The following is a 19,399-nucleotide window of genomic DNA, read 5'->3' as shown; positions in this document are numbered from 1 at the left end:
TTGTCATGGTGGCTCAGGGCCGTTCGCCATGGGTGATGAGGGTGGGGTCGCCAAAAAAGGCCGAGAGCTGGCAGAGCTCCAGCAGTTCAAGCACAACATGGCTGTGCCAGACCAGCGCCAGGGAGGTGCCCTGCTGCAGAGCGGTCTTCTTCGCTGCCAGCAGCAGTTGCAGCCCGGCGCTGTCTATCTCGGATACCGCCGCCAGATTCAGCTCCAGTTCGTTCCCCTGATGCAATAAGGGCGAGAGAGCATCTTTCAGCTCGCTGACTGTATAAATGGTGATCTCGTCCGGCATGGTCACCACTACCTTGTTGTCGAGTAGCTCACTCTGTAGTTGCATGATGTGCTCCGGATCACGGCATGATGAGCTTGGCGACTGCGGCCAACATCTGTTCGGGCTGGAAGGGTTTGACCACCCAGGCTTTGGCTCCTGCGGCTTGTCCCTCCTGCTTCTTGCTGTCCTGAGACTCGGTGGTCAGCATGATGACAGGGGTAAATTTGTAGTTGGCCAGCTTTTTGGCCTCTTTGACGAAGGTGATGCCATCCATGTTCGGCATGTTGACGTCACTGATGATCAGGTTGATCTTCTTGCCATCAAGTTTGTTGAGCGCATCTTTGCCGTCAGAGGCTTCCATGACCTCATAACCGGCGCCCTTGAGGGTCATGCCCACGACTTGGCGAATAGTTGCCGAGTCATCCACGATCAGGATCGTTTTGCCCATATCTCTCTCCTAGAAAAATGTGATGTCGGCGCTGCTTGGTTGCGCGTTGACAGAACGGGTGGTGCGACCATGGTGAATATTGCGCTGTTCGTCGGTGGCGTATGAGAGTTCCATCTCTGCCAGCCAGCGATTGGCATCGATCTGGATTGGCCCTGTCGCATTGCTGCTCTGCTCCGAAGTAACCAGATGGCTGGAGAGGCTCTCCATGTTTTGTCTGACGTGGCTGAGGATCTGGCTGACTCTGTCTTGAAATTGCAGCGAGACAATGACGCTGGAAATTTCGCGATGGATATCGGTGCTCTCGTTTTGCAGCAGGGAGGCGGATTCCGCCAGGCTGTCAGTGGCATGGCGAAAACGGGCCAGCACCTGTTCGATTGTCTGCTCCGAATTGAGCGCCGAGGCGTGATCCCGTGCGGCAGCATTTTCGGCAATCTGGAAGGCGCGACCGATAGCAGTATTGATGGTATCCACCTTGTCGGTCATCTTCTGGGCGGTTTCGCTGGAGAGGCGGGAGAGGTTACGCACTTCATCAGCGACCACAGCAAAGCCACGGCCTGCTTCCCCTGCACGAGCTGCTTCAATGGCGGCGTTGAGGGCCAGCAGGTTGGTCTGGGAGGCGATTTTGGCCACATCCATGGCCATGGTGTTGAGCTCTATGGTGTAGGTGGTCAGGCTTTTTATCTCACCCAGCATGGCGTCCCGATTGGCTTGGGCGGAGTGCAGGATGGCCACTACCTCATTGAGTTGCTGCTGGCTCTCGCTCAAGACTCCTGCCATGCCACGGGAATTGGCATCACCCAATTCTCCGGCTGCCAGATGAGAAGCATTGACTGCTTCTTCCAGCTTGTTGGCCAAGCCGCTGAAGCGTTGAGTCAGGTCAATCATCGCGGCTTCGGTTTGTTGACGAGAGCTTTCAATTTGCTGGGACCAGATGGGGAGTGCCTTCTCGCACACCTGTTCGAGCCCGATGATGGAGTGGGCGAGAGGATCGGTTGCGACGGTTTGTTCCTCTCCTGCACGATGTCGGAGTGTGTGCTGGTGGAAGTGACTCGATGTCCAGAGCGCGGCGGCAATACCAACCAGCACATTGAGCAGCAGGTAGAGAGGTGACAGCGCATCGGCGAGCTGCAGCAACAGGCAGCTCAGCAGAGCAAGCCCGATGCAGCAAATCCAGCAAACCGGTTCCCAAAGCGGTGTGTTCACGCCACTTTTGTGTTGTGCCATACGTAGCTTATCCCTGTGCAATTATTTGGTAAGAGGTAAAGGCGCAGGACCGAAACAGTCATGGTGCCCCTTGACGCTCTTTTCTTTATTTATAGTTGGCACAATAAGGTTAGCGGAAAAAAATTAATTGGCTGCAAATCGGAGTTGTTTGTATCAGCGATTGCCGTATCAAGCGGCTTGCGAAGTGGGGGGCAGAGCTTGGTGGGGATGAAAAGGAGAGAGGGAGCCTGAGGATTCAGGCTCCTGATGAGGATCAAGCCTCGTTGGCGTGAGCCTTCTGGCAACCTTCCACAGCATGGGCGATGAGCTCCAGCGCACTCTGGTCGCAGGGGGGCAGTTCGGCATCGCACGCCTTGATGGGGGTGACGCGATCTCCCCACTTGATGATGGCGGCACCCCAGGTCAGGCCGGCACCGAAAGCGGCGGTCAGCAGATAGGAGTTCGGCTTGACGCGGCCCTGCTCCAGCGCTTCACACAGGGCGATGGGCACGGTAGCTGCGGAGGTGTTGCCGTAGTTTTCGATGTTGACCATCACCTTCTCCATCGGCGCATTCATCCGCTTGGCGAGGGTTTCGATGATGCGGATATTGGCCTGATGGGGAACGATCAGGTCGACCTGCTCCGGCGCAATACCGGCCTGCGCCAGCACAGTGTTGGTGGCTTCACCCATGCCGCGCACGGCGCGTTTGAAGATCTCCGGCCCTTCGAAGTTGAAGGTGAACAGCCCATCGATATCGGCAAAACGCACCCGATCAGTACCGAAGTTCGGTACGTGCAGGATCTCCCGCGCTTCGCTGTCACAGCCCAGCTTGTTGGCGATCAGGCCACACTCCTGCTCGCTCGCCTCGATCACCACGGCACCGGCACCATCGCCAAACAGCACGGCGGTATCGCGGCGCGCCCAGTCCAGCAGGTAGGTGAGGCGCTCGGCACCAATCACCAGCACCTTCTTCATCATGCCGGTCTGCACCAGCGAGGTAGCGACGGAAAGGGAGTAGACGAAACCGGTGCAGGCCGCGTTGAGGTCAAACACGGCTGCATTGACGGCGCCCAGTTTCTTCTGCACGGCAGAGGCGGCACTTGGCAGCAGGTTGTCCGGGGTGGCGGTGGCCAGGATGATGCCATCGAGATCGCTCGCTTCCAGACCGGCGCAAGCCAGCGCGCGGCGACCGGCCAGGGTGGCGAGATCCGAAGTGCTGACATGGGAGATCCGGCGGGCCTTGATGCCGGTGCGCGGATAGATCCACTCGTCTGACGTATCCATGATGGTGCTGAGGTCGTCGTTGGTCAGCACGGAGGGAGGCAGGCATTTGCCCCAGCCGGTGATATTGGCGTATTTCATCTTGTTACCGCTTCTCAAAGTGGATCGCCCGCGGGCGGAAAATCGTGCAATTATGCCGTACGAGACAACCACTGTCATCTTGTGGTCATGGTTATGTGCGGGGGGCTCAGCTGTGCCATCTGGTCGCAAAGGGCTGCAATGTGCTGAACATGGCAGGAAATTTTGCTTAAAACGCGGGACTCCTCTGCCCTAAGATAGGCGTTTCGCCACCGATGAGGGTATCTCCTTGCTCAGAGCCAATCTCAACTTGTTGCCGACCCTCAAGGTGCTGCTGGAGACCCGCAATATCAGCCGCGCCGCAGAGCTGTTGCACCTGAGTCAGCCCTCCATCAGCAAGCAGCTTGCCCAGTTGCGCAGCGAGTTTGATGACGAGTTGCTGTTGCGGGAGGGGCAACGCTGGCTGCTGACGCCGCGAGCCGAAGCGCTGGCCGCCCAGCTGGCGGATTCTCTCGGTGCGCTGGAGCGGCTCTACGAGGCCCCCGGGTTTGACCCGAGCCGCTGCGAGCGGGTATTTCGGCTCGCCTCCTCCGATTATGTGGCCCAGCATATCCTGCCCGATATCTGTGCCGCGCTCGCCAAAGAGGCGCCGTTGGCGGCGCTGGAGTACAGCCTGTGGGACAAACGTCAGCTGCCGCAGCTGTGGCAGTCCGAGCTGGATCTGGTATCTACCATCACCGAGCAGGTACCGGAGCAGATCCGAGGTCTGCATCAGGGGGAAGATCGGCTAGCGGTGTTGATGGGACGTCATCACCCGCTGGCGGGCAAGGCGCTGAGTCTCGATGACTATCTCGCCTGGCCTCACCTGCAGGTGAGCGGGGGAGGCGACAAGGACAGTCCGGTTGAGCAGGTGTTGGCGCCGCAGGGAGTGAGTCGGCGCTGGTTTGCCAGAGTCCCCTTCTTTCAGGCGGCAGTGGAGGTGTTGCTGCGCACCGATTGCCTGATGACCACCCCTGCTCATATCGCCTGGCAGCTCTCCTGCGGCCATGAGCTCACCTTTGTCGATCTGCCCTTTGCTACCCGCGACCAGCAGTATCATCTGCTGTGGCATCAGCGTCACCATCAGGATCCGGCCCACCGCTGGTTTCGCGAGCTGGCCTACCCATTCCTGCGGGATCATCTGCAACGCACCGTTGGCGAGAGTCGCAAGCTGCTCGATCTCGGCGGTTAGCCCCGGTCAGTTGTGTGGTGCCATAGCCATTGGTTATGGAATCTATTCATAACTTTCACTACTGGCATAATGGCTCAGCCCGTACCCTGAATGCAGGTCATCATATCGAGCATATAAAGAGGAAAAGCATGGAACTGACGAGTTGGCTGGCACTGGCCGCAATCTGCGTGATGGGCGCCATCAGCCCGGGGCCGAGTCTGGCGCTAATCATCCGCAACACGGTGCAGGGCGGGCAGGGGCACGGCGTCGCCACTGCGCTCGGTCACGGCCTCGGGGTTGGTATCTATGCGCTGGTCACGGCGCTCGGCCTCTCCATTTTGATCACCCAGACCCCTATCCTGTTTGATCTGATCCGCTACGGCGGCGCCGCATTTCTTGCTTGGCTCGGGGTGAAAGCCCTGCTGGCAAAACCAGCCAGTGACGAAGGGAATGAAGAGGTGCATCAACTGCGTGGTCGGCAGGGGGCTTTTGAAGGCTTTATGGTTGCCTTCCTTAACCCCCAACTGGCGGTTTTCTTCATCGCTCTGTTCAGCCAGTTTGTGCGGGCCGATACCGGCTGGAGCGAAGGGGGCATCATGATGCTCACCGCGGGCGGGATCGATGCCGTCTGGTACGTGCTGGTGGCGCTGGTGCTCTCCCGCGGGCCTGTGCTGGCGTGGCTTAAAGCTAAATCCTTTGTGATCGATAAGGTGAGCGGCTTGGTGCTGCTCGGGTTGGCACTCAAGGTGGTTATCTAATCCTGTATTTCGCAGATACCTTAAGCAGGATCAAGGCATGTGGGTGGTGAATGGGCTAGAGTAGCGCCTATTTGCTGTCCGCCCTGATCCCGAGACCATGCACCAGAACAAGCACCCGTTAAGCCACAACAACCGGTTGGAGCTGCTGGCTCCGGCCAAGAACCTCGCCTACGGCATCGAAGCCATCAACCATGGTGCCGATGCCGTCTACATGGGGGGGCCGGCCTTTGGCGCCCGCAGTGCGGCGGGCAACTCCATCGAGGATATCGAGGCGCTGGCGCGCCACGCCCACCGTTTCGGCGCCCAGGTCTTTGTCGCCTTCAACACCCTGCTGCACGATCACGAGCTGGAGCAGGCCCGGCGGCTGACCCACCAGATCTACGAAGCCGGTGCCGATGCGCTCATCGTGCAGGATATGGGACTGCTGGCGCTGGATTTGCCTCCCATCGCGCTCCATGCCAGTACCCAGACCGACAACCGCACGCCGGAGAAGGTGAAGTTTCTGCAGGATGTGGGTTTCTCTCAGGTGGTGCTGGCGCGCGAACTGTCTCTTGCGCAGATCCGCGAGATCAGCGCGGCGACCAATGTGCAGCTGGAGTTCTTTATCCACGGCGCTCTCTGCGTTTCCTACAGCGGCCAGTGCAACATCAGCCATGCCCGTACCGGCCGCAGCGCCAACCGTGGCGAGTGTGCCCAGCTCTGCCGTCTGCCCTGCTCGCTGCAAAAGCCGGATGGCGAAGTGCTGGTGGCCGACAGCCACCTGTTGTCACTCAAGGATATGGATCAGACCGACAACCTGGAGGCCTTGATCGAGGCGGGGATCCGCTCCTTCAAGATCGAGGGGCGACTCAAGGGGCTCGATTACGTCAAAAACGTCACCGCCTGGTATCGGCAGAAGCTGGACGCCATTCTGGATAGTCGCTCCGATCTGGTGGCTGCCTCTGCTGGCCGTTGCAGCTACAGCTTCACGCCTGACCCCAAGAAAAGTTTCAACCGCGGCAGCACAGACTACTTCCTCCATGGTCGCCAGCAGGGTATCGACTCCACCAGGAGCCCGAAATATGTGGGCGAACCGCTGGGGCGGGTCACCAAGGTGACCCGTGACGGTATCGAGATCGATGGCAGACAGGTCACCCTCAACAACGGCGACGGTCTGGGCTTCTTCAAGCCGAATAACGAGCTGGTGGGGATGCGTCTCAACAAAGTCGAAGGTAAGCAGTTACTCCTGTCAGAACGCATGCCAGGGCTGAAGGTGGGGACAGAAATCTACCGCAACCACGATCAGGCGTTCAGCAAGATGCTGGAGAAGGCGAGCGCGGATCGCCGCATCCGGGTCGATATGGTGCTGGCAGAGTGCGATGAGGGCGTGATCCTCACGCTCACCGACGAGCAGGGCATCAGTGCAGCAGTGACGCTGCCTTGCGACAAACAGCCTGCCGACAATCCTGAGCGGGCGCTGCAACAGGCGCGGGATCAACTTGGCAAACTCGGCAATACCCTGTTTGTGGCGCGCAAGATTGAGTTGGCATTCACTCACCCGCTATTTATCGCCGCATCACAGCTCAACGGTTTGCGCCGGGACGGCATCGCCGCGCTGGAGGCGGTACGAGTGGCCAGCTACCAGCGCCCCGAGCGACGGATCGCGCTGCGGGATATCAACTATCCCCAGCACCGTCTCTCCTACCTTGGCAATGTGCTGAACAGCGCGGCCGAGCAGTTCTTCCGCGAACATGGGGTGGAGCGGATTGCTCCCGCCTATGAGGCGAACAAGGAGGAGCGGGAAGTGGTGCTGATGATCACCAAGCACTGCATCCGCTACAGCCAGAACCTCTGTCCGAACGAGGTGCCAGGTCTCAAGGCCGAGCCGCTGGAACTCAAGATGGGTAAAGACACCTTCCGCCTGCGTTTTGACTGTAACCGCTGCGAAATGCATGTGATGGGCAGCCTGAAACGCTGATCAATGAGCCCCTTTCTCCATCTGGAAAAGGGGCAATTTTTTATCGCAGGTGCTCTACTCAGACTCCTTTAATTGCCCCTCTCCAGCGCCAGCAGTGCTTTTTTAATCTCCAATCCCCCCGCATAGCCGGTCAGGCTGCCGTTTTGGCCGATCACCCGATGGCAGGGGACGATGATCGAGAGCGGATTGCGGCCATTCGCCGCGCCCACTGCCCGCACCGCATCGGGTTTGCCGATGGTGCGAGCGATATCGCTGTAGCTGCGGGTCTCGCCGTAGGGGATGTCGCACAGCGCTTGCCATACCGCCTGCTGAAAGGTGGTGCCACGGGCGGCAAGGGGCAGGGAGAAGCGCTGCAAGCGACCGGCAAAATAGGCGTCAAATTCGGCGAGGAAGGGGGCCAGTGCTCCGTGATCTTGCTGCCAGCCACTCATATCGGGCAGTGCCCGCAGGCCCGCCACAAAGTCTACGTGCACCAGACCGGATTCATTGATGGCAACCAGCAGATCGCCGCAGCGGGTCGGCAGGATATCGTAGCAGATCATGGGGTTATCTCCTGTTGTGGGTTATCCGGCTGGTTTTCGTTGCCGGTGGCACGGAGTAGCAAATCGGGCGCTTCACTCATGGCGTGCCACAGCCAGCTGGCCGCATAGCTGCGCCACGGTTGCCATGCTGCGCTTTGCGTCAACACCTCTTTTACCGGCAGCTTGGTGCCGCCGCCGAGTGCCTTTTGCAGCACCAGATCGGAAGCGGGGAAGGCATCGGTATCCATCCCGCAGCGCAGCCGCCAGTAAGAGACCGTCCAGGGGCCTATGCCCGGTAGTGCCAGCAACTGCTCATCACTGGCTGTTGTGAGGGTCAGCTCACCGCTGGCCAGTGCCTTCGCCACTCCCCGCAGGGTACGAATACGGCTGCCGGGCATGCCGATGCCATCGAGATCGAGTTCGCACAACTGGGCGGGGGTCGGTAGTTGTGCCACCCCGAATTGCGCCTCGGTACGGGCTACCAGTCGCCCGAGTATGGTGATGGCTCCTTTGACCGAGACCTGCTGGCCGACGATGGCGCGCAGCATCACCTCGTATTCGTCCCAGCCACCCGGCAGCCGAACGCCGGGCCAGCGCGCCTGCAAGCGGGCGAGCAGCGGATCCTGACCGAGCAGATCGCCGATCCGCTGCATATCGGCATCGAGATCCCACATCCGGCGCACCCGATAGAGCAGATCGGGCAGTGCTGTGAGCGGCAGATCATGGACGGTAAGCTGCAGGCTGTGCCCCTTGCCCTGCGCGATGCGCACCAGCGCGACCTGATCGCCGACCCGGTAGCGCCGTTCATACACCTCGCCATCTACCCGCTCCAGTCCGGGGATCGCCCGTAGCCGATAGAACGCCAGCATGGCCGCCACGTCATATGGGGGGCGATAGGGCAGTTGCAGGGTCAGGGGGGCGCCGCGGGGCTGCGCGCTCATGTGCTCTGGCGCATGATCCTCTTGTTGGCGCAGGGTGCGCGGGGCCAGTCCGTAGGCGTTGAGCCAGGCGTCATTGAAGCGGCGGATGCTGGCAAAGCCGGCGGCAAACGCGATGTCGGTGATGGGCAGCCCGGTTTCAGTCAGCAGCCTTTTTGCGAGCAGCAGGCGGCGCGTCTGCTCCACCTGTTTTGGTGAGGCGCCGAGATGTTGCTCGAACTGGCGGCGCAGGGTGCGTTCGCTGATCCCGGCCTCAGTGGCCAGTTTGGCGAGCGTGCCCTCCGCCAGCTCGCCGCGATCGATGCGTGCCAGCAGACGTGCCAGTTCAACCGGCAGATCGCCACGGGCGGCGGGGGCCAGCTCAGGGCGGCAGCGCAGGCAGGGTCGCAGCCCATACTGCTCGGCGGCCGCGGCGCTTTGGAAGTAGCGCACATTGTGCTCGTGCGGTGGCCGTGCCGGGCAGACCGGCCGGCAGTAGATGCCGGTCGAGAGCACGCCGGTAAAGAAGCGGCCATCGAAGCGAGAATCGCGGGCGAGCCGTGCGGCGTGACACTGCTCGCGGCTGAGGGTGTTGATCACCTCATCCGGTGACGACTCTGGGCTGGGCTTTGCATTCATGGTGTTGGCGGCTTTGCTGGAATAGATAGCAAGAGAGTAAGGGGGCTCGGGGGCTGTGACTAGCCAGAAACGGACAGGGATAGCAAAAATTGGCCAAAGGTTTTTTTGCTCTTTCATTGCACGGCCGGGTTTCACTCTTCGTCACGCTGCTATTCATATGTCGCGGCTCGACAGAAGGGGGCATAACGGACGGGTCGTAGGCACGATTGGCCTAGCTTTATTTGCTTAGCGAGATTAGTGGCGGCGAAAACTGCTTAAAAATTAATAACAGATCACATAACTATCTTTTTTACATTGAGTGTGGTGATTTTGTGTTGTTCAATCGAGTTAGTTAATTTTTGATGATTATTAAGTCATCACATCTGCGGCCTTAGGCCGACCAATAACAACAACACTTGCCAAGGATGATAAGTGAACGACTGTAAGGCATGGCCCCATTGCCGTGGGTTTAGTCTGATCGAGTTGTTGATCGCCATGACGGTTGTCAGCATTCTCGCGGCCATCGCGTTGCCAGCGTATCAGGGTTATCTGCAACAGGGACGTCGTTACGAAGCGCAGCAACAATTGCTGGAGCAGGCGCTCGCCCTTGAACGTATCTATACCCAACAGGGCCGTTATCCAGACACGTTTGATACCCATTCCAACACGGATTTCTACCAGTTCAGCTACAGCCAGCAAGATGCTGGCGACTACCTGCTCAAAGCCATTCCAACGACGCGACAACAGGATGAGTGCGGCACTCTGACCCTCGATCAAACCGGTTATCGCGCGGCCAATCGCCATGACTGCTGGGGATCATAAGATGAATGTGCGCGGATTTACTCTGATTGAGTTGATGATCACGGTCGGCATCGCCGCCATTTTGCTATTGGTCGGGTTGCCCTCCATGAGTCAGCGCCTCGCGGCCGAACGGCTCGATCGCAGTGCGACCGAACTCGCGTCAGCCTACCGCTTTGCCCGCAGCGAAGCGGTCAAGCTGACCCTGCCGGTGGTACTGCAGGGCACCGAGAACGGTGGCTGGGAGGTGATGGCTGACAGCAAGTTGCTGCGTCAGGCGGCAGCACCTGCTGGCGGAGTGGTGATCAAGCCGTTTGACCCCATCCAGATCGCGCCAACCGGCAGCAGCAGCCACGCCGAGATCATTCTGGCCAATCGCCTCGGTGAGCAGCGGGTGCTCTGCGTGGCCCCGAGCGGCCAGCTGCTGCAAGGGAGCTGTTCATGAGACACGCTGCACTTGCCCGCCAGCAGGGCTTCAATCTGGTGGAGATCATGGTCTCCATGGTGTTGGCGGTGATGGTGTTTCTCGGTCTCGCCAAGGGGCAGGTGGTCTCGTTGCAGCAGGCGCATTACAGCTTGCAGAGCACGCTGGCCACGATCGAGGCGAGCAACAGCGTGGAGCAGATCTGGAGCTCGCTGTGTGAAGTGCAGCGCAAGCCCGAGCGGTTCACCCAGGCCGATTTTCTTGCCCGCTTCACCCTGCAGGATGGCCACCGGTTGGTGCTACCGAACCGTTATAGCGACAACTTTGTGGTCGCTATCGAGTGGCAGGATGAGCGGGTCTCCGGCGCCAAGCGGGTGGAGCTGAACGCAGGATTTCCGCCCTTATGCTGAGCGTCCCCTCACGGCAACGAGGTGTCAGTCTCGTCGAGCTGATGATCTCCATGGTGCTCGGTCTGATGCTGATGCTGGCGATTTTTGCCGGTTACGCCCCGATCAAGAGCACGGTCGAGCAGAGCAAGGCGTTGGAGCAGGCGAACGAAGTGCTGCGCTTTGCCACTCTCACCTTTACCAACAGCATCAAGCAGGCGGATCAGCTGATAGCAGTGACCCCTGAGCGCCTGACGCTGGCCTTCAAGGTAGAGGGGGGCAGTCCGGTGCTATCCTGCCTTGGCAACCAGAAAACCGCCGATTTTACCGAGCAGTACCGCTTCACGCCGCCAGTACTCAGTTGCGATGACGGAGATGGCCCGCGCCTGTTGCTGGCCCATCTTCAGGATCTTGAATTCGTCCAGCAGGGGGCAGTGGTCAATATCCGCATCTTGCCCGAAGGGCTGCCGAGCTATCTGGCACCGGGAGTAGAGGTGCAGGTGGCCCGCCGTAAGGCGGTCTGGGAGGCAGCGTTGGCCACATCCGGTGCCAACGCCACAGCAGGGGGAGCGGGATGAACAAGGGATTGCAGGGGCAGCGGGGAGCCGTACTGCTGGTGGTGCTGGTGGTGAGCTTGTTGTCGAGTCTGCTGGTGTTTACCAGCATTCAGGAGAACCAGTTGCAGACTCGCCTGAGCGGCAATTTTCACAAGAAGATCAATGCGCAGCTCAGTGCCGAGCAGGGGATGAACGAGAGTTATCGCGCCCTGCATCAGGCCCTTGGCGCCGAACCGCGCATCGAGTGGGCTCAACTGGTGCAGAAGGTGCCTGGCAAGGGGGAAGGAGCCATGGCGGGCAGCCGCTTCAGCATCGAGCAGCTTGATGCCTCCGCCGGCAGCAAGCTGGCGCTGCAGAGCCATGGCCGCTATCTGGAGGGCAATGCCAGCCTCAACGCCCTGTTTGCCCTCAAGCGCGAACCCGGCAATCTCATCTTTCAGGATTCGGTGGTGGCGTGTGAAGGGTTGAGCCTCTCCGGTAGCGGTTTTATCGACAGCTATGACTCGCGCAAGGGCAAATATGGCGGCACCAACATTAACCAGAATGCCAAGGTGGCGACCGTCAGTGACAAGGCCAATGTAGTGCTCGACGGCAATTCGCCAATTTGGGGCGATGTACGGGCGACCGGCTCCGTGACCCTGAACGGATCTTCTCCCATCTCGGGCAACGTGAATGCCGGGAGCGACGTCATTATCTCCCCCTCTTCGGACAAGATTGTCCGGGTCTCCGGCAATGTGAAAGGGGGCGGCAGTTTGACCCTGAAAGGGGGGCGCATCGGTGGTCAGGTGGCGGTCAATGGCAATGTCTCCATGGACTGGGGTACCAGTATCGACAGCGGCAAACTCAGTTATGGTGGTGCTGGCTTTTTTAAAGATCAGGCGAACCAGAAGTATCTGGATCCCGAGTATCGCAATGATCCCAAGTTGCCACCTGTGGCCGGGCAGGTGTGTGACCCGCTCAATGTGGCCGCGCTGCCCAAATCGTTCCCCCCTGCAACGCTGCCCATCAATGGCCCGCTGACGCTCGGGGCCACCCAGCAGATGGTGCTGACCACGGATCCCGCCACCGGCTCGGTCACCAGCAGCAACCAGCATAAGCCCGGGCTGCCGCTACCCGGCAAGGGGGAGCTGTTTGGCAAGGATCAGACCATTTATCAGCTCGACAGTCTCAATATGGGGGCCGATGCCACACTAACCATCAAGGGGGATGTGGTGCTGCTGATCGACAAGGATTTCACCATGACTGGCAGCAACAAGTTGACGGTGAGCGAGGGCAGTAGTCTGACCCTGATCGTCAGCGGCAAGGTCGATCTCGGGGCCGGTGCCGAGGTGACGGCAGCCAAGCAGGGGCTGACCACTGTCGGTACGCCTGCTATCTCCCTCTATTCCGCGTATAGCGGCAAGGATGGGATCAAGCTGTCGGGTAATACCCCGCTCTATGCCGCCCTCTATGCCCCGCTGACCGAGATGAAGATCAGCGGAAGTGGCGGTCTGTACGGGGCGGTGCGGGCAAAATACCTGACCGAGAGTGGCGCGGGCGGTGTGCACTATGACGAGGCGCTGGGCATGGCAGATCTGGGGGACGATCAGGGGCCGCCGCCGACACTGGCGCTGCGGCAGTGGCACTTTGTGCAGTGAGGCTGGCGAGCCGCTAAAAAGGATCGAACGGGGCGCGCAACTGTGAGAAGGTGGAGATCTGTCCACCCAGCCATTCACTGTTGAGGAGAGCTCCATGCCAGGCCCCGCTCGCGCCGGTGCCCTGATCTATGCCAAGGATCCGGGCCTGCTGACCCACTTTTATCGTACATTGCTGCAGATGGTGGTCTGCAGTCAGGATGAGCAGCTGGTGGTGCTGGAAAACAGCGATATCCAGCTGCTGATCCACGCCATTCCCGAGCCTTATGCCGGGCAAGTTGTTATCAAGCGGCCGCCGGAATTGCGGGAAGAGGGGGCCATCAAGCTGTTCTTCACCGTATCCAGCCTCGCCTGGGCGGAGGCGAAGGCGGCGGATCTCGGCGGCGGCCTGCTGCCACAGCAGTGGACTGGGCCCGGCTTTGTGGTGCGCAACGCCTTCGACCCTGAGGGCAATATCCTGCAACTACGCGAGTTGCTGGGTGCCCCGGATCCCCTCTGAACTCTCTCTTTTTACAGCATTGCCGTGACGGCGTGCTGTGCCATGCACCGCCATAAAAATGAACCGCCATAAAAACGGGGCCCTGTAGTGGTCAACTAAAAAGGGCCCCGTTCTGCTGTTAGCTTACTGCGCTTATTACTTCAGGTAGCGCTGTTCCAGATGCTGGCGCAGCCAGTGCGGATTGAGCGCTTCACCGGTGGCACGGCGCACCAGCTCGTCGGTGCTGTGCAGGCTCCCCTGTGACCAGATGTTGCGTCCGAGCCAGCCGAAGATCTCCGGCAGGCGGCCCGCCGCGATCACCTCACCCATGCTGCCCAGCTCTTTCTCGAGGGCAAAGCGCAGCTGGGCGGCATACATGGCGCCCAGGGTGTAGCTCGGGAAGTAGCCGAACGAGCCGTCGGTCCAGTGAATATCCTGCATGCAGCCATTGCGGTAGTTGCCCTTGGTGGAGAGTCCCAGCCACTGCTGCATCTTGGTGTCCCACAGCTCGGGGATGTCGGCCACCTCGATCTTCCCTTCCACCAGATCGCGCTCCAGCTCGTAGCGCAGGATAACGTGGGCCGGATAGGTCACCTCGTCCGCATCGACCCGAATAAAGCCCGGTTCGACCCGGCTGTAGAGCTTGGTCAGATTGTCCGGCGCAAACGCCGCCTGTTCGCCGAAGTGGTGACGAATACGTGGCGCCAGCAGCGCGAGGAAGGATGGATGATGCCCCAGCTGCATTTCACAAAACAGGCTCTGGCTCTCGTGGATCGCCATGGAGCGCGCTTCGGCTACCGGCTGACCCAGCAGATGACGCGGCAGCCCCTGCTCGTAACGGGCGTGACCGGTTTCGTGCACTATGCCCATCAGGCTGGAGACAAACTCCTGCTCGTTATAGCGGGTAGTGATCCGCACATCGGTCGGCACGCCGCCACAGAAGGGGTGGCTGCTCACATCGAGACGGCCGTGGGCGAAATCAAAGCCGAGCAGTCCCATCACCTCCTGACCGAGTGCCTGCTGGGTCGGAATGGGGAAGGGGCCTTGCGGCAGCAGCAGGGCATCGCCCTTTTGTTGTTCACTCACGGTCTGGATAAGAGCCGGCAGCCAGCTGGCGAGATCGCCGAAGATCTGATCGAGCCGTGCGCTGGTCATGCCCGGCTCATAGAGGGCCAGCATGGCGTCGTAGGGGCGCACGCCAAGCGCATCGGCCCGCAGCTGCGCTACTTCACGGGAGAGTTTCACCACCTCCTCGAGATTGGGAGCAAAACCGGCCCAGTCGTTGTTCTTGCGCTGGCTGCGCCAGGCGTGCTCGCACTTGCTGCCAGCGAGCGACAGCGCTTCGACCAGCTCACCGGGCAGCAGGCTGGCATCTTGCCACTGGCGCTTGATCTCGCCGAGATTGGCCCGTTGCACTTCATCCAGCGGCTCACTCTCGGCCTTGGCAATCCAGTCGCCCAGCTCGGGAGCGGTGCGCTTCTGGTGGATTAGCAGACCGAGTTCGGCCATCGCTTCGGCGCGGGCACCGTTGCCCCCTTCCGGCATCATGGCCGCCTGATCCCAGCCGCAGATGGCGGCGAGGTGGCTAAAGCGGTGGATCTGCTGCTGATGTTGTTCAAGCTTTTGATATGACATGGGATTGTCCTTGTTATCGTCCCTGATGGTATGCCGCCCCGTACCTGGCATGCTCGGGGCCGTTCGATGCTAACACCGCCGCTGTATAGTTGACCACCTTCATGCAGGCGGGCCAAAGGCGTGGGGGCGAAACGCGGATTAGCCGAGCCGCTTCTGGTGCCGTTCGCGGTTTTCCGCTTTTTTGCGTTCGCTTTTACGCAGCAGCACGTATAGAGCACCGCTGCCGCCGTGGCGACGCTCGGCACTGTGGATCGCCATGACGGCGGGCAGTTGCGGCAACCAGGCGCTGACATAGCTTTTCAGCAGGGCACGCGGGGTGCTGCGCTCCCCCTTGCCGTGCAGGATCAGCAGGCAGCGGATATCCCGGACTTCACAATCCGCAATGAACTGCACCAGCGTCTGGCGTGCCTCATTGAGGGTTTTCTGGTGCAAGTCCAGGCTGGCCTGCAGCTCGTATTTGCCGAGCCGCAGCTTCTTGTAGACCCCCTCCTGCACCCCATCGCGTTTGAAGCCGACGATTTCGTGCGGATCGCGCATCTCGATGGCCTCCATGGTGAGGTGGTCGAGGGCGAGTTGTTCGGCAGTGGCAGCCTGGCGGCGAGCGAGCTGCGCCTCGGTCGGGGCGGATTTGGCCGCATGGGGATGGATGTTGTCGCTGCGAATGGGCCGCACGTCGGCCACTTCATTCATAAATAGCGAGAGTTCGTCGTTATGAGACACGGCAGGCTCCCCATAAGAAAAAGTGGGGGCCATTATAACGGCCGCAACCGGCACAGAAAACGGGGAAAGGGGGAGGGGATAAGGGGCGCCCAGCATGGACACTGGTGCAGTCTGGCCCGGGAATCACAGTCGCGAACCATAAAACAGCACAGGCGGTCAGTGTGAGCTGCCGCCTGTGGTCAGAGGATTATTTTCCCTCTTTGGGCTGTTGAGAATGGGGTTGCTGTGAATGAGGCGGTTGCGAGTGCATCACCTTGTAGATGAAATAGGCCGCGTAAGAGCTGATGAGCAAGAAGGTGCCGATAATCACCAGCATCGACATCAATCCCACGCTGTTGCCAAACATCAGGTCCAGCCAAAAGTCCATTTTATTGCTCCTGTCACCCGGTTGATGACAGGCATGATAAATACCTCTTTGCCCTGTCCGGGATGATCCCGATCAACTCCCTTGCAGGTTGTTTAATAACCAGTGCGTTCTGTGATCGTTCTCACTGGACTCCATGCTACCGAGCTTGCACAGGGCCCGGTGTGGTGAGCGGGGTAATGCGCCACCCTTGCTGCTCCAGCAACGCCAGCAACCCCTGCTCGCCGTAAAGGTGCAGGGCCCCTACCACGATAAAGCTCTCGTTGGGCAGGGTAGACCATTTTTTTAGCCAGTTATGGTTGCGCTCGGCCAGCAGGGTCTGCTCCATCCAGCTTTGTAGCGCGGGCGGGGCCATCTCCTCCTTGAGCAGATTGATCAGCGTCGCCTCATCCCCCTGCTGCCACGCCTTCATCACGGCGGCGAAACCACTCTCCAGCATCGGTAGCTCATCTAGGGTGCTGGCGAGCATCAGGGTCTGGTTGTCACCCACGCTGGCCAGATAACCGAGCTGCTCCAGCAGGGTTTCAAAACCCACTACCGGTTTGCCCTCTTTGGCGGCCCGGGTAGCGAAGTGCTGGTCTATCCCGAGTTCACTCTTGAAGTCGGAGCGGGCCATGGCGGCCTGGGTCAGGGTAATGGCGGCAAACCAGGGGCGCAGGGTGGCGAGGGTAGCCTCGTCGATGCCATAGCGGGCGCCCGCCATCAGGGTGCGTTGATAGAGCTCGGCAGGCAGATGATCCTTGAGCGGTTTGCCATCCACCAGTCGGGTGAGGGAGGCGGTCTGTTGCCACTGATCCGGTGTGATGCTGTTCATGTCCACCTCCATCACCAGTGCGCGACTCTGCAGCCAGGCACGCTCCACCGGCTCCGGCAGAGGATAGAGGGCTGGTTTACCTGCATGGATGGAGCCCAGCAGCCAGTGTTGCTGGTTGCCCTTGCTCACCCGATAGAAGGCGGGATCGGCAAAGGCGTGCAGCGGTAGCAGCAGGCAGAGCAGGAAGGCAAAGAGGGTGTGATGAAATCTCATGGGGATCCTTAATGTGCGCCGGGTGACTTCTCTTGCTGACAATAACCCCTATGATAAGTCCTCATTTCAGATAACCAAGAGGTTTGCCATGCCCCATCTTCGTTTTCGCGCCGTGACGCTCGATACCCTGCAACAGGTGAGCGGCACGCTGCTGGCCGAGCTTTGCGAGCTGACCGGCGGCAAGCCGGAGTTTGTCACCATGGAGCGGATTGATAGCTGCTGGATCCGCAACGGCGAGCCAGAGACGGGTTTTCCGTTTGTTGAGCTGCACTGGTTCGAGCGGCCACAAGAGATGCAGGACGCCGCCGCGCGCCTTATCACGCGCCATTTGAAACGGGTGCTGGGGGAGCAGACCTATGTGGTGGTGCAGGTGATCCCTCTGGTCAAGAGCGCCTACTACAGCAATGGCGAGCACTATTGAAGAGAGGGAAAAACCAGGTTGGCGGGACGGGTGATGCCGCTACCCGGCTAACGCCACTTGGGCGGCAGGATGCTTGTCGCCCATCACGGGATCAGGCCGATTTGGCCAGCAGTTTATCGAGCCAGCGAGTGGGCAATACCCGTCGCAGGAAGGCAAACAGCCGGGTCGGAGTGGTCACCGGATAGCGTGCCTTGGGATGGGCGTGGGTCAGCGCATGGAGCAGCGGCGGGATGCAGGCTTCGCTTGGGAGGGTAAAGCCGCTGGTGGCCCCCTCTTTTTCCAGCCGTGTCAGGGTCTGGCGGTAGGCCGACTGATGACGGCTCTGGGCCGGATCGATGTGCCGCAAGAAGGCGCTGCGGGCATTGGCACGAAAACGGGTATCGATGGGGCCCGGTTCAATCAGGCTGATATGTACCCCGCTACCCGCCAGTTCGAGGCGTAGAGTGTCGCTATAACCTTCCAGCGCAAATTTGCTGGCGTTGTAGGCGCCGCGATACTTCATGGCAACCAGTCCCAGAACCGAGCTGTTCTGCACTATCCGCCCCTCTTTGGCCTCCAGCATCGGCGGCAGCACCTGACGGATCAGATGGTGCCAGCCAAACAGGTTGGTATTGAATTGTTCCCTGAGCGCTTCGGTGGGCAGATCTTCCAGCGCCCCGGGTTGGCCATAAGCGCCATTGTTGAACAGGCCATAGAGGCGCCCGCTCGCCAGATGGAGCGCCGCACTGGCACCCAGCTCGATGGAGGCAGGGTCCGCCAGATCCAGCTGTACTGCCAGCAATCCCTGTTGCTGCAGACGGGCCACATCTTCCGCCTTGCGCGCCGAGGCGATCACGGTAAAACCGTGCTGCCCGAGCGCCTGTGCGGCGGCGAGGCCAATACCGCTGGAACAACCGGTGATCAGAACAAAACGGGGCATGATGGGAAATCTCTATGCGATGTATCGCTTGAGGATACATGAAACAAAAGCCCGCATAAAAGCGGGCTAAGTGTGATAAACAGTACTTCTTACAGGTTTTGCGCTGCCCAAGAGATAAAATCGCGTTTCTCGGTTGGGGTCATTTTGTCAAACCAGAATCGCGCTTGTTGGGAAGCTGAGTCACTGATATCGGAAGGCTGAATGGGTTTTGTGGCTACTGCTGCGGGAATCACGTTGCTGCCTTGTGTCGGCAAGTCATATACGTTTTTCACATTACCCTGCATTGCTCCTGCCAGTTGAGGTAGCGCCGCTGGTTGGTTGCTACGGTTAAATGCGTCAAGCTCTTCGCCAAAATTACGAAGCACGGACATATTGGTCATAGAGACCAGCTCACCAAGTTTGTATGAAACGGTGTTGCCGGATGACGAGAGTTTCCATTGTGGTTGTTTGTCAAACGCCTCTCCTCGTTCCCATGTTTGCAACCTCGGTGCTTCTACCGATATCGCTTGGTTTGCAGCATTAAATGTCAATACATGTACATGAGAGTTATATTTTTTTGTATTGTTTTTATCTTTGACTAATTGAGAGATTTTAATCGCAATTTGATTGTCTCCGTCGGGCAAAGATTGATTGTCTACCTTGCCAATAAACAGCGGGGAGTCAACCGGAATACCATTGACCGCAACGAGTTCTACCCCTCTGCCTATTTCCAGATTGACTGCAGCCTGACTGACAGAGGGTAGTGTGGCGATTAATGCTGCCATAATGGTCTTTTTCATTTCTGGTTTACCTCTTGTCTTCATCACAACTAAAAAGGCGGGCCCTGTAAG

22 protein-coding genes are annotated in these 19,399 nt (G+C 59.6%); 10 read left to right on the top strand and 12 right to left on the bottom strand.

The window, feature by feature from the left end; all coding sequences use genetic code 11:
• Positions 1–13 precede the first annotated feature (13 nt).
• The 4 genes from AB5Y85_RS19815 to AB5Y85_RS19800 all read right to left on the bottom strand — a co-directional run bounded on the left by AB5Y85_RS19815 (position 14) and on the right by AB5Y85_RS19800 (position 3,288).
• Complete coding sequence (locus AB5Y85_RS19815) at positions 14–340, bottom strand: STAS domain-containing protein (protein ID WP_005349569.1); 327 nt, start codon at positions 338–340, stop codon at positions 14–16.
• A 13-nt stretch (positions 341–353) separates the two neighbouring features.
• Positions 354–722, bottom strand: coding sequence for a response regulator (locus AB5Y85_RS19810; RefSeq protein ID WP_005338778.1), 369 nt, complete (start codon positions 720–722; stop codon positions 354–356).
• A 9-nt stretch (positions 723–731) separates the two neighbouring features.
• Entirely contained in the window at positions 732–1,415 is a 684-nt protein-coding gene (locus tag AB5Y85_RS19805; protein WP_257687659.1) for a methyl-accepting chemotaxis protein, read from the bottom strand.
• Between the two features lie 784 nt (positions 1,416–2,199).
• Positions 2,200–3,288 carry a ketoacyl-ACP synthase III gene (locus AB5Y85_RS19800; protein WP_257687639.1) on the bottom strand — a complete coding sequence of 363 codons (1,089 nt, stop codon included), beginning with the start codon at positions 3,286–3,288 and terminating at the stop codon, positions 2,200–2,202.
• A 226-nt stretch (positions 3,289–3,514) separates the two neighbouring features.
• Here AB5Y85_RS19800 and AB5Y85_RS19795 point away from each other — a divergent pair, with 226 nt between their 5' ends.
• The 3 genes from AB5Y85_RS19795 (at position 3,515) to AB5Y85_RS19785 (ending at position 7,150) form a co-directional block, all read left to right on the top strand.
• Positions 3,515–4,456, top strand: coding sequence for a LysR family transcriptional regulator (locus AB5Y85_RS19795; RefSeq protein ID WP_257687640.1), 942 nt, complete (start codon positions 3,515–3,517; stop codon positions 4,454–4,456).
• 128 nt (positions 4,457–4,584) lie between these two features.
• Positions 4,585–5,193: a LysE family translocator gene (locus AB5Y85_RS19790; protein WP_058057313.1), complete on the top strand. Its 609-nt coding sequence runs from the start codon at positions 4,585–4,587 to the stop codon at positions 5,191–5,193.
• Between the two features lie 97 nt (positions 5,194–5,290).
• Positions 5,291–7,150, top strand: coding sequence for a U32 family peptidase (locus AB5Y85_RS19785; RefSeq protein ID WP_257687641.1), 1,860 nt, complete (start codon positions 5,291–5,293; stop codon positions 7,148–7,150).
• Between the two features lie 68 nt (positions 7,151–7,218).
• Here the strand turns inward: AB5Y85_RS19785 and AB5Y85_RS19780 are convergent, their stop codons facing one another.
• Both AB5Y85_RS19780 and AB5Y85_RS19775 read right to left on the bottom strand, forming a co-directional pair.
• Complete coding sequence (locus AB5Y85_RS19780) at positions 7,219–7,692, bottom strand: methylated-DNA--[protein]-cysteine S-methyltransferase (RefSeq protein ID WP_244775237.1); 474 nt, start codon at positions 7,690–7,692, stop codon at positions 7,219–7,221.
• Positions 7,689–9,227 (bottom strand): DNA-3-methyladenine glycosylase 2, encoded by a 1,539-nt coding sequence (locus tag AB5Y85_RS19775; protein ID WP_257687642.1) that lies wholly within the window; start codon positions 9,225–9,227, stop codon positions 7,689–7,691. The genes AB5Y85_RS19780 and AB5Y85_RS19775 overlap by 4 nt, the downstream gene beginning before the upstream one ends.
• 411 nt (positions 9,228–9,638) lie before the next feature.
• Between AB5Y85_RS19775 and AB5Y85_RS19770 the strand changes: the two genes are divergently transcribed.
• The 6 genes from AB5Y85_RS19770 to AB5Y85_RS19745 all read left to right on the top strand — a co-directional run bounded on the left by AB5Y85_RS19770 (position 9,639) and on the right by AB5Y85_RS19745 (position 13,504).
• Complete coding sequence (locus AB5Y85_RS19770) at positions 9,639–10,028, top strand: type IV pilin protein (RefSeq protein WP_064341052.1); 390 nt, start codon at positions 9,639–9,641, stop codon at positions 10,026–10,028.
• A gap of 1 nt (position 10,029) precedes the next feature.
• Positions 10,030–10,449, top strand: a complete 420-nt coding sequence (locus AB5Y85_RS19765) for a GspH/FimT family pseudopilin (protein ID WP_005338751.1) — start codon at positions 10,030–10,032, stop codon at positions 10,447–10,449.
• Positions 10,446–10,838, top strand: coding sequence for a prepilin-type N-terminal cleavage/methylation domain-containing protein (locus AB5Y85_RS19760; protein WP_005358533.1), 393 nt, complete (start codon positions 10,446–10,448; stop codon positions 10,836–10,838). Before AB5Y85_RS19765 ends, AB5Y85_RS19760 begins: the two co-directional genes overlap by 4 nt.
• Positions 10,832–11,392 (top strand): PilW family protein, encoded by a 561-nt coding sequence (locus AB5Y85_RS19755; protein WP_257687644.1) that lies wholly within the window; start codon positions 10,832–10,834, stop codon positions 11,390–11,392. Before AB5Y85_RS19760 ends, AB5Y85_RS19755 begins: the two co-directional genes overlap by 7 nt.
• A complete protein-coding gene (locus tag AB5Y85_RS19750) occupies positions 11,389–13,008 on the top strand; it encodes a hypothetical protein (RefSeq protein ID WP_257687645.1) in 1,620 nt (539 codons plus the stop codon). Before AB5Y85_RS19755 ends, AB5Y85_RS19750 begins: the two co-directional genes overlap by 4 nt.
• A 94-nt stretch (positions 13,009–13,102) precedes the next feature.
• Complete coding sequence (locus AB5Y85_RS19745; protein ID WP_201987934.1) at positions 13,103–13,504, top strand: VOC family protein; 402 nt, start codon at positions 13,103–13,105, stop codon at positions 13,502–13,504.
• Between the two features lie 135 nt (positions 13,505–13,639).
• Here the strand turns inward: AB5Y85_RS19745 and AB5Y85_RS19740 are convergent, their stop codons facing one another.
• The 4 genes from AB5Y85_RS19740 to AB5Y85_RS19725 form a co-directional block, all read right to left on the bottom strand.
• Positions 13,640–15,118 carry a carboxypeptidase M32 gene (locus AB5Y85_RS19740; protein ID WP_164537559.1) on the bottom strand — a complete coding sequence of 493 codons (1,479 nt, stop codon included), beginning with the start codon at positions 15,116–15,118 and terminating at the stop codon, positions 13,640–13,642.
• 138 nt (positions 15,119–15,256) lie between these two features.
• Positions 15,257–15,838 (bottom strand): DNA endonuclease SmrA, encoded by a 582-nt coding sequence (gene smrA, locus AB5Y85_RS19735; RefSeq protein ID WP_005338734.1) that lies wholly within the window; start codon positions 15,836–15,838, stop codon positions 15,257–15,259.
• 187 nt (positions 15,839–16,025) lie between these two features.
• Positions 16,026–16,205: a DUF3149 domain-containing protein gene (locus tag AB5Y85_RS19730; protein WP_005338733.1), complete on the bottom strand. Its 180-nt coding sequence runs from the start codon at positions 16,203–16,205 to the stop codon at positions 16,026–16,028.
• A 136-nt stretch (positions 16,206–16,341) separates the two neighbouring features.
• Positions 16,342–17,229, bottom strand: a complete 888-nt coding sequence (locus AB5Y85_RS19725; protein WP_257687646.1) for a TraB/GumN family protein — start codon at positions 17,227–17,229, stop codon at positions 16,342–16,344.
• An 88-nt stretch (positions 17,230–17,317) separates the two neighbouring features.
• On the opposite strand from AB5Y85_RS19725, the gene AB5Y85_RS19720 reads away from it, so the two are divergent.
• Positions 17,318–17,650, top strand: a complete 333-nt coding sequence (locus AB5Y85_RS19720; protein ID WP_201976328.1) for a DUF1904 family protein — start codon at positions 17,318–17,320, stop codon at positions 17,648–17,650.
• Between the two features lie 91 nt (positions 17,651–17,741).
• On the opposite strand, the gene AB5Y85_RS19715 is transcribed toward AB5Y85_RS19720, so the two are convergent.
• A complete protein-coding gene (locus AB5Y85_RS19715) occupies positions 17,742–18,569 on the bottom strand; it encodes an SDR family oxidoreductase (RefSeq protein ID WP_005349610.1) in 828 nt (275 codons plus the stop codon).
• 89 nt (positions 18,570–18,658) lie between these two features.
• The coding region (locus AB5Y85_RS19710) for a DUF2057 family protein (RefSeq protein WP_368222007.1) at positions 18,659–19,399 on the bottom strand (741 nt) is incomplete at its 5' end.

Origin of the sequence: Aeromonas sp. R3-1, from assembly GCF_040908345.1 — a bacterium.
GTDB classification, from domain to species: domain Bacteria; phylum Pseudomonadota; class Gammaproteobacteria; order Enterobacterales; family Aeromonadaceae; genus Aeromonas; species Aeromonas veronii.
The sequence above is the reverse complement of the archived record's forward strand: the minus strand, read 5'-3'. Positions and strand labels throughout refer to the sequence as shown.